The sequence below is a fragment of the Streptomyces sp. P5F9 genome, from assembly GCF_057961495.1.
This window is the reverse complement of the sequence record NZ_JBXVPZ010000423.1, coordinates 1-8,510: the sequence shown is the minus strand read 5'-3', so window position 1 is coordinate 8,510 and position 8,510 is coordinate 1. Positions and strand designations below refer to the sequence as shown.

At 70.6% G+C, this 8,510-nt stretch carries 10 protein-coding genes; 3 read left to right on the top strand and 7 right to left on the bottom strand.

All coding sequences use genetic code 11. From position 1 onward, the window contains the following. Both AC31A1_RS41040 and AC31A1_RS41035 read right to left on the bottom strand, forming a co-directional pair. On the bottom strand, positions 1-596 hold a 596-nt coding region (locus AC31A1_RS41040), incomplete at its 3' end, for an NADPH-dependent F420 reductase (RefSeq protein WP_489658180.1). Between the two features lie 118 nt (positions 597-714). Next, positions 715-1,392 carry a FadR/GntR family transcriptional regulator gene (locus tag AC31A1_RS41035; protein WP_489658179.1) on the bottom strand — a complete coding sequence of 226 codons (678 nt, stop codon included), beginning with the start codon at positions 1,390-1,392 and terminating at the stop codon, positions 715-717. A 233-nt stretch (positions 1,393-1,625) separates the two neighbouring features. Between AC31A1_RS41035 and AC31A1_RS41030 the strand changes: the two genes are divergently transcribed. Both AC31A1_RS41030 and AC31A1_RS41025 read left to right on the top strand, forming a co-directional pair. Further along, positions 1,626-3,230, top strand: coding sequence for a 2-isopropylmalate synthase (locus AC31A1_RS41030; RefSeq protein WP_489658178.1), 1,605 nt, complete (start codon positions 1,626-1,628; stop codon positions 3,228-3,230). Then, positions 3,227-4,021, top strand: coding sequence for an ABC transporter ATP-binding protein (locus AC31A1_RS41025; protein WP_489658177.1), 795 nt, complete (start codon positions 3,227-3,229; stop codon positions 4,019-4,021). Before AC31A1_RS41030 ends, AC31A1_RS41025 begins: the two co-directional genes overlap by 4 nt. A gap of 69 nt (positions 4,022-4,090) precedes the next feature. Here the strand turns inward: AC31A1_RS41025 and AC31A1_RS41020 are convergent, their stop codons facing one another. Both AC31A1_RS41020 and AC31A1_RS41015 read right to left on the bottom strand, forming a co-directional pair. Then, positions 4,091-4,303 carry an EF-hand domain-containing protein gene (locus AC31A1_RS41020; RefSeq protein WP_489658176.1) on the bottom strand — a complete coding sequence of 71 codons (213 nt, stop codon included), beginning with the start codon at positions 4,301-4,303 and terminating at the stop codon, positions 4,091-4,093. 48 nt (positions 4,304-4,351) lie between these two features. Further along, positions 4,352-5,266: a MerR family transcriptional regulator gene (locus AC31A1_RS41015; RefSeq protein ID WP_489658175.1), complete on the bottom strand. Its 915-nt coding sequence runs from the start codon at positions 5,264-5,266 to the stop codon at positions 4,352-4,354. 58 nt (positions 5,267-5,324) lie between these two features. Between AC31A1_RS41015 and AC31A1_RS41010 the strand changes: the two genes are divergently transcribed. Further along, positions 5,325-5,960 carry a GNAT family N-acetyltransferase gene (locus AC31A1_RS41010; RefSeq protein WP_489658174.1) on the top strand — a complete coding sequence of 212 codons (636 nt, stop codon included), beginning with the start codon at positions 5,325-5,327 and terminating at the stop codon, positions 5,958-5,960. A 45-nt stretch (positions 5,961-6,005) separates the two neighbouring features. Here the strand turns inward: AC31A1_RS41010 and AC31A1_RS41005 are convergent, their stop codons facing one another. From AC31A1_RS41005 to AC31A1_RS40995, 3 genes are all read right to left on the bottom strand, one after another. Beyond that, positions 6,006-6,608, bottom strand: coding sequence for an ADP-ribosyltransferase (locus tag AC31A1_RS41005; RefSeq protein WP_489658173.1), 603 nt, complete (start codon positions 6,606-6,608; stop codon positions 6,006-6,008). 118 nt (positions 6,609-6,726) lie between these two features. After that, positions 6,727-7,905 (bottom strand): YVTN family beta-propeller repeat protein, encoded by a 1,179-nt coding sequence (locus AC31A1_RS41000; protein ID WP_489658172.1) that lies wholly within the window; start codon positions 7,903-7,905, stop codon positions 6,727-6,729. After that, on the bottom strand, positions 7,905-8,510 hold a 606-nt coding region (locus AC31A1_RS40995; RefSeq protein ID WP_489658171.1), incomplete at its 5' end, for a polysaccharide deacetylase family protein. The genes AC31A1_RS41000 and AC31A1_RS40995, both read right to left, overlap by 1 nt.

Here is an 8,510-nt window from a genome sequence, read left to right as displayed (position 1 = left end):
ACGCCCTCCCGCAGCCCGTACACCGGCGTCCCCGGCTGCTGCCGCCAGGACTCGTCGAGGGTGCCGGCGTCGACCGTGTCGAAGCCGAGGTCGTCGATCAGGGCACGGACCACGCGCTTCGCCGCCTCGTCGTCGCCGGACACCGGGAGGGCGAGGCGGTCGGGGGCGCCGGACGGTCGGGGGCGGTCCAGGATGTCCTGGGCGTAGGTGCCGTTGAAGGCCTTGATCACGGTGTGGCCGATCTGCTGCGCGACCCAGCGGCTCTCCGTGACGCCGTCGTCGAGGATCGCGGCGATCCGGCCGTCGCGCCCGGGGTAGTAGTTGTTGGTGTCGATGACCGCGACGTTCTCGGCCGCGCCGTCCAGGAAGCCCTTGGGCAGGTCCGCTACCGCCTTCAACGGGACGGTGACCACGACGACTTCGGCCCCGTTCGCCGCCTCCTCGGCCGGCACGGGGGTCGCGCCCGTCTCCTCGGCCAGCGCGGTGAGCGTCTGCGGGCCGCGCGAGTTGGCGACGGAGACGTCGTGCCCGAGCGCGGTGAGCCGCCGGGTGAGGTTGCCGCCGATGTTGCCCGCGCCGATGATGCCGATCTTCATGACAGACCCTTCGCCGATCCAGATTCCATGCATGCGCATGCGTCTGGCGGCTGCAACCCCGGGTGTCCGTCCCCTATTCCGGCCCCTCCCCCGTACGGGTGGCGCCGCGCTCGCGAAACTACTCCCCGAACGGATCCTCCAGCTCCGCCCGCAGCACCTCCGCCGCCGTCTCCGCGTCCCCCTCCGCGACCGCCCGCACCAGCGCCTCGTGCGCCTCGTCCCCGGTGTTCGGATCGTGCGCGCGCAGCTCCGTCAGCGCCAGCAGCTCCACCAGCCCCTCCCGCAGCACCGGCGTGAACTGGCCGAAGATATCGGCGAGTACGGGGTTGTGGGCGGCGGCGACCACGGCCGCGTGGAACGCGATGTCGGCGTCGACGAACGCGATGTCGTCCGCCCCGGAGGCGGCCCGGCGGGCCTCCAGCGCACGCTCCATCGCCGTCACGTCCTCGGGCGTACGACGGCTCGCCGCCAGTCGTGCCGCCTGGACCTCGACGCCCATCCGCACCTCGTAGACGTCGGTCACCGCGGCCCGCCGCAGCCGGGTCGGCCAGTCCTCGGCGGGCTCGCTGGCGACGACGAAGACTCCGGCGCCCTGTCGCGGCCGGACCAGCCCCGCTCCGGCGAGCGCCCGCAGCGCCTCACGGACCGTGGAACGGCCCACGCCCAACTCCGTCGCCAGCGTGGTCTCTCCGGGCAGCTTGCTGCCGACCGGCCATTCACCGGCGGTGATCTGCGCGCGCAGCCGCTCGGTGGCCTGCTCGACGAGGGGACTGGGACGGACGGGACCTAGCGGCACGGGCAGCTCACCAACTCGGAAATCATCGGGCTCATCAGTATGTGTCGTGGCTCATCGGTCTCAGCGGATTCTCACTTGTCTGAGGACCTGAGGTGTGGCTAGCCTACCGGCATGACGCTTCGCGGTCTCCTTCTTCTCGGCTGCCGCGGCGGGGTTTGACGCGACCGGCACCCCGCCGCGGGGCGCCGTGCTGCCGGTCACCGTCCGACCGAGCCGAGAGCAGTCAGCAGACGATGACCACCGCATCCCCCTTCAGCTGGAACCCCCAGCGCCCGAGCCCGATGCCGTACGACCGCTACCGCCCCTTCCACGAACGCGTCAACGTCCCTTCCAGGGAACGGAGTTGGCCCGCCGCCCGGATCGACCGCGCTCCCCTCTGGGTCCCCGTCGACCTGCGCGACGGCAACCAGGCGCTCGCCGAGCCGATGGACACCCCGCGCAAGCGCCGGCTGTTCGACCTGCTGGTGGCGACTGGTTTCAAGGAGATCGAGGTCGGCTACCCCTCCGCGAGCCGCACCGACTTCGACTTCGTACGGCACCTGGTGACCTCCGGAGCCGTGCCGGACGACGTCACGCCGGTCGTGTTCACCCCGGCCAGGCCGGAGTTGATCGACCGCACCTTCGACGCGATCGAGGGACTGCCCCGCGCGGTGGTCCACCTGTACATCGCGACCTCGCCGGTGTGGCGTGAGGTCGTGCTGGGCCGGGACCGGGGTGAGGTGTGGGCGACCGTGCGCGCCGCGGCGGAGCACATGGCGCGCCGGGCCGGGGACGCGCCGGGCATCCGTTTCCAGTTCTCCCCGGAGACCTTCAACCTCACCGAGCCCGACTTCGTCCTCGAACTGTGCGACGGGCTCACGGAGTTGTGGGACGCGAGCCCGGACCGGCCGGTCACGCACAACCTCCCGGCCACGGTCGAGATCGCGACGCCGAACGTCTACGCCGACCAGATCGAGTACGTCCACCGCAACCTGTCCCGGCGCGACTCGGTGATCCTCTCCGTCCACCCGCACAACGACCGCGGCACCGGCGTGGCCTGCGCCGAACTCGCCGTCCTCGCCGGTGCGCAGCGTGTCGAGGGCTGCCTGTTCGGCAACGGGGAGCGCACGGGCAACGTCGATCTGGTGACCCTCGCCCTCAACCTGTACGCCCAAGGCGTGGACCCCATGGTCGACTTCGGGGACATCGACGCCGTCCGGGAGACCGTCGAGCACTGCAACCGGCTGCCGGTGCACCCCCGGCACCCGTACGCCGGCGACCTCGTCCACACGGCGTTCTCGGGCACCCACCAGGACGCGATCAGCAAGGGATTCGAGCAACACGCGCGCAGGGCGGCGGAGTTGGGGGTGCCCGAGAGGCGCGCCCCCTGGTCCGTCCCCTACCTGCCGATCGACCCGGCCGACCTGGGCCGTTCCTACGAGGCGGTGATCCGCGTCAACTCCCAGTCCGGCAAGGGCGGAATGGCGTACCTGCTGCGCACCCACCACGGCCTCGACCTGCCGCCGCGCATGCGGCCCGGCTTCTCCCGGGTCGTCCAGGAGGCGACGGACGCGAGCGGTCGGGAGGCGACGCCGAAGGAGCTGTACGAGCTGTTCCGGGAGACCTACGTGGTGGAAGGACCGTCCGAACAGGGCGAGTCGGCGGTCCTGGACACCTCCGCCCTCGTCGAGACGCTCGCCGCGACCGGCTGCGCGGTCGACGTGCTGGAACTCACCGAGGACGGAACGGCCGCCTACGCCGAGTGCCGGGTGAACGGCGTCACGGTGTGGGGTGCGGCGGAGGGTCCGGCAGCCTCCGCACGGGCCGTGCTCTCCGCGGTGAACCGGGTGCCGCGATGACGGACGTCCTGCGCGCCGAGAACGTCCAGGTCGTACGCGACGGCCGCCCCATCCTCGCCGAGGTCTCCCTCACCGTCCGCACCGGCGAGCACTGGGCGCTCCTCGGCGCCAACGGCGCGGGAAAATCAACCCTGTTGAGCCTGCTCGGGGCTCAGGTCCACCCGACGGGAGGGACGGTGGAGGTACTCGGGCGACGGCTGGGCCGGGTCGACGTACGGGAGTTGCGGTCCTACGTCGGGCACGTCAACCCCCGTCACCCGCTCGCCGAACCCCTGCGGGTCCGGGAGGTGGTCCTGACCGGGTTGACCAACTCCGTTGCGCCGCTCCCCCGTTGGCGTCCCACGGCCGGTCAGGAGGCACGGGCCGAGCGGCTCATCGACACGTTGGGGCTGACGGAACTCCGTGATGCCCGCTGGCCCACGCTCTCGCAGGGGCAGCGCGGCCGGACCCTGATCGCCCGCGCACTGATGCCGGAACCCCGGCTCCTGCTGCTCGACGAACCGGCCACCGGCCTGGACCTGCCGGGTCGCGAGCGACTGCTGGACTCGTTGGACGAGCTGCGCCGGGAACATCCGGACCTGGCCACGGTCCTGGTCACCCACCACCTGGAGGAACTGCCCGTCGGCACCACCCACGCCCTGCTCCTGCGCGACGGCCGCCCCCTCGCGCAGGGTCCGGCGGCCGACGTCCTCACCAGTGACCAGGTCGGCAAGTGCTTCGACCTTCCGCTGGTCCTGGAACGGCACGAGGGCCGCTGGAGCGTACGGATCAGGAGCCGCCGCCGGCCCTGACTCACCGCCGGACATGCCGGAAGGGGCGCCCGTCCACCGTAGGACGGGCGCCCCTTCCGACAGATCAGGTCACTTGTTCAGGTGGGCCCAGAACTCGTCGAACGACAGGACCTTGTCCCCGTTGAGGTCCCGGCTCTTGATGATGGCCTCGGCGACCGTCTCGGTGACGTTCCAGTCGCCTCCCTGGGCCAGGGCGGTCTTGAACTCGGCCGCGGTGACGAAGCCGTCACCGTCCGTGTCGATCCGCTGGAAATGTTTGCGTGCTTCCTCGATGTCCGCCACCGGATCCGCCCCTTCGTAACGCTTTACTGCCTGTTGACGGACGTCAGACTAACCGGCCGCGCGCGCCCGCAGTGCGGCGACCACCCACGCGAACTCCTCACGGTGCGCCGCCGCCGGACTCCCGCCCTTCAGTGTGGACAGCAACTCCCGGTAGCGGGCGAGCCGGTCGTTGGACGCCGACTCCATGCGTTCGAGTACGACACTCAGGTCGCCGCCGCCCAGCACCTCCCGCACGATCGCCTCGGCCTCCGGCGACTCGGGGGCGATTCCCCGCCTGCGGGCGTCCGCCCCCAACTGGAGCAGACGCATCGGAAACCACATGGCTCGTCCGGCGGCGGCACCGTGCTGGTAGTCCGCCGAGTTGAACTCGAAGACGTTCCGCATCTGCGCCCGGAACTCGGGGTCCTGCACCATCTCCGCCAACTCCACCCAGGCGTCCACCTGTTCGGGGGTCGGATCGTCCGGCAGGCCCACCGAGATGGAACGCATCCGCTCCTCGATGCCCGGGTCCACGTAGTCGATCCCGTGGAAGAGCTCGTCCACGAACTCCTCCATGATCCGCTTCCGTTCGGCTGCCGACAGCCGCGCCAGCTTGTTCATGAGCGTCATCTCCTCCGCGGTCGAACCGCGTCTCGCGACGGTCGACAGCACCGCCCGGGTCACCCGCAGCGAACCGATCTGCGCGTCCAGCGCCACCACATGCGCGGCGGCCACCTCCGCGACCGTCGTCTCACCGGCCAGCACCTTGCGCACGGCGTCCAGACCGAGGCCCAACTCGCGCAGGGTACGGATCAGTTCGAGGCGGGCGACGCACTCGGCGTCGTAGAGCCGGTAGCCGCCCGCGGAGCGGGTGACCGGGGTGAGGACGCCCTCGTCGGACCAGTAGCGGATGGTGCGCACGGTCAGTCCGGTGGACCTGGCCAGTTCCCCGATGGTGAGGAGTCCGGTGCCGTCGTCGATCATGTCTGTGAGTGTGGGCCTTCCAGTGGGTGGAGACTCAAGCGGCGCAAGGAGCTTGGTGATGGAGACTCTGCGGGACATTCTCGATGCGGTGGCCCGGGACGACCTCCCGCCGGCGGACGGTCGCGTGACCGTCGTACCGCAGATGTCCGAACGGGACGCGGGGGTCCTCGCCTTCACCGCGCACGCCGTCGTCTTCGTCGACGAGGATCCGCAGTGGGTCCACGACACCCTCGCCGCCGTACCGTGCGACGCGCTCGCGGCGCCGATGAACCCGTATTTCCTGACGGCCCTGCTGGAGCGGACGGGCCGCAGGGCGGAGACGATCGACGCGATGCTCGTGGGGTCCCCGCTGGCGGGCGAACCGCCGCTCCCCCTCGCGGAGATCACGGACGGCGGCCATCCGCGCATCGTGTACGCCCGCGGCCGGCGCGACGACGTGCGCGCGTGGACGACGGAGGGTGGTGTGGTGGTGCTGGGCCGCGGGGTCGGGGGCCGCCTTGAGGTCTCCGTCGAGATCGACGAGGGCGTACGGCACCGGGGGCTGGGGCGGGTCCTGGTGGCCGCCGCCCGCCACCTCGCCGCCGAGCCGCTGTGGGCGCAGGTCGCGCCGGGGAACGCCCGCAGCATGCGGGCGTTCCTGGCGGCGGGCTACCGTCCGGTGGGTTCGGAGGCGGTGCTGCTCAGCGCGCGGTAGACGTCAGTACGTGTAGACGTCGGTACGTACTGAACGCACTGAACGTCAGTGCCACGGGCGGTAGTTCGGGTTGCTCTCGCAGTCGCTCATGATCTCGACCTTGGTCTTCTTGTCGACCGGGCAGACGCCGATGATGTACTGCCGCTGGATACCGCCGGGGAAGGCGACCTCGACCTGGTCGGCCCACTTGTGGGTGTCGCCGATGGTCTTGTTGACGTCCACACCGCCCGGGGCGTCGATGTAGTAGTTGTAGCCCGACTTGTACCAGGTCTTGTACAGGTCGTGGTCGTACGTCGTCGAGACGTACGGCGAGGGCTGGTTGACGAGGACGTACTTCTCGATGTCGTACTGGCCGTCGACGACGTCCTTGGGGGCGAAGCCCTGGTCGAAGACGATCGCGGGGCCGCGGCTGTCGCTGCGGTAGAGGGTGCCGCAGGTGGTGCGCCAGACCGGGTCGGGGGTGATGCGGCTGATGTCCACGCGCTGGTCGACGGCGGCCATCGCGGGGTCGGCGACGACGGGGCAGGCCGGGGCGGCGGCGACCCTGGCCGGGGTGTGAGCGGGGACGGTGGCGGCGGTCGTGGCGAAGACGGCCGCGAGGGACAGGACGGCGGCAGCGGTCCGCCGCCGCAGGTGAAGGGTGATCATGCAGGGCACGATCCCGGTTCTTCGGCGGCGGACCGCGGATCATCACTCGAATGGGGGCGTGTCCAACTGACCGGATTTCAGCCGAGATTCAACGGGCACCGGTCGGCCCCGGCCGGCTTCAGCGGAAGATGCCCGTGTGGCCCAGCGAATAGCGGCCCGGCTGCGGGTACACCGCGAGGCCGTGCGGGCCGCCGCCGACCTTGACGCGGGCGAGCTGGCTGCCGGTGCGGGTGTCGATGGCGTAGACCTCGGAGTTGTAGCGGCCGGACAGCCACAGGACCTTGCCGTCGGCCGAGACGCCGCCCATGTCGGGGCTGCCGCCGCCCGGCAGATGCCACTTCTTCGTCAGCTTGTTCTTGGTGAAGTCGAAGATGGAGATGGTGCCCTCGCCGCGGTTGGAGATGTACATCTCGCGCGAGTCCCGGCTGATGTACAGGCCGTGGCAGCCCTTGCCGGTGGGCAGGAAGTCCGGCTTGGCGAAGGTGTCGCCGTTCAGGACCCACATGCCGTTGGCCATCATGTCGGCGATGTAGAACTTCTTGCCGTCCGGCGAGATCTTGACGTCCTGCGGCATCGAGCCGTGGAACGGCAGTTTCTGCTGCCCGATGACCTTCATCTTCTCGGTGTCGACCTTCAGCAGTTCGCCGCTGAACTCGCAGGAGACGATGAAGTACCGCCCGTCCGGGGAGAAGTCGGCGTGGTTGACGCCGTAGCAGCTGACCGGGACGGCCTTCACCGTCTTCATGGTGTGCGCGTCCCGGAACACCAGCTGCCGGTCCAGCGAGGCCATGACGATCGCGTACTTGCCGTTGGGCGTGAAGTACAGGTTGTAGGGGTCGTGCACGTCGACGGGCTTGCCCGCCCTGCCCGTTCGCGGGTCGATCGGGGTGAGGGTGTTGCCCCGGTCGTTGTTGACCCACAGCGTCTTCAAGTCCCAGGAGGGGACGACGTGTTGGGGCTGGACGCCGACCGGGATGGTCTCGATGACCTTGTACGTCTTCGGGTCGATCACCGAGACCGTGTTGGAGTTGGTGTTGGGGACGTAGACCCGCGACGGGAAGTCCCGTACGACCGGGGAGAGTTGGCCGGGACGGTCGGCCGCGTACACGTCGGCCGGGTCGAGTACCGGCGGCATACCGGGCAGCGCCCGCGCGACCTGCGCCTTCTTCTGCTGCTGCGGCTGGAGCGCGGCCTTGGTGCCGAGTGCCTCGTCGGCGTGGTCCTGCGAACCGCAGCCGGCGAGGGCGGCGAGGGCGATCCCGGCGACGAGGGCGCGGGTGAGGGGGATGTGTCGCATCAGCTCAGCAGCTCCGTGGTCGTCACCGCGCGCAGTCCGCGGCGGTGGAGTTCTTCCAGTACGGCGGGGAGCGCGGCGACCGTGTCGGCGTACCCGAAATGCATGCTGACGACCGACCCGTTGCGGACCTCGGCGAGCACCTTGCGGGTGACGGCGGGGGCACCGGGTGCGGTGAAGTCGAGGGAGTCGACGTCGTAGGACAGCACGTGCGGGTAGCCCACGCGGTGGGCCAGGCGCTGGACGAGCGGGGACGCGGCCGGGGCGCGCGAGGGCCTGAACCAGGTGCCGATCGAGCCGGTGAGCCGCTTGAGGCGGTCGGCGCAGCCGGTGATCTCGGCCAGCGCGTCGGCCTCGGACAGGGTGTTGACGGCGATGTGCCGCTGGGTGTGGTTGCCCAGGTCGTGGCCGCCGTCGAGGATGCGGCGGGCCATCCCGGGGTGGGTGTCGAGCCAGGTCCCGACGGCGAGGACGGTGACGTGGGCGCCGTGTTTCTCCGCCTCGGTGAGCAGGGCGGTGGCGATCTTGGGGTCGCCCTGGCCATGAAAGGTGAGTGCGATGCGGGGGTGGTCGCGGGGTCCGTGGGTGATCTGCGCGGGCTGCTGGGG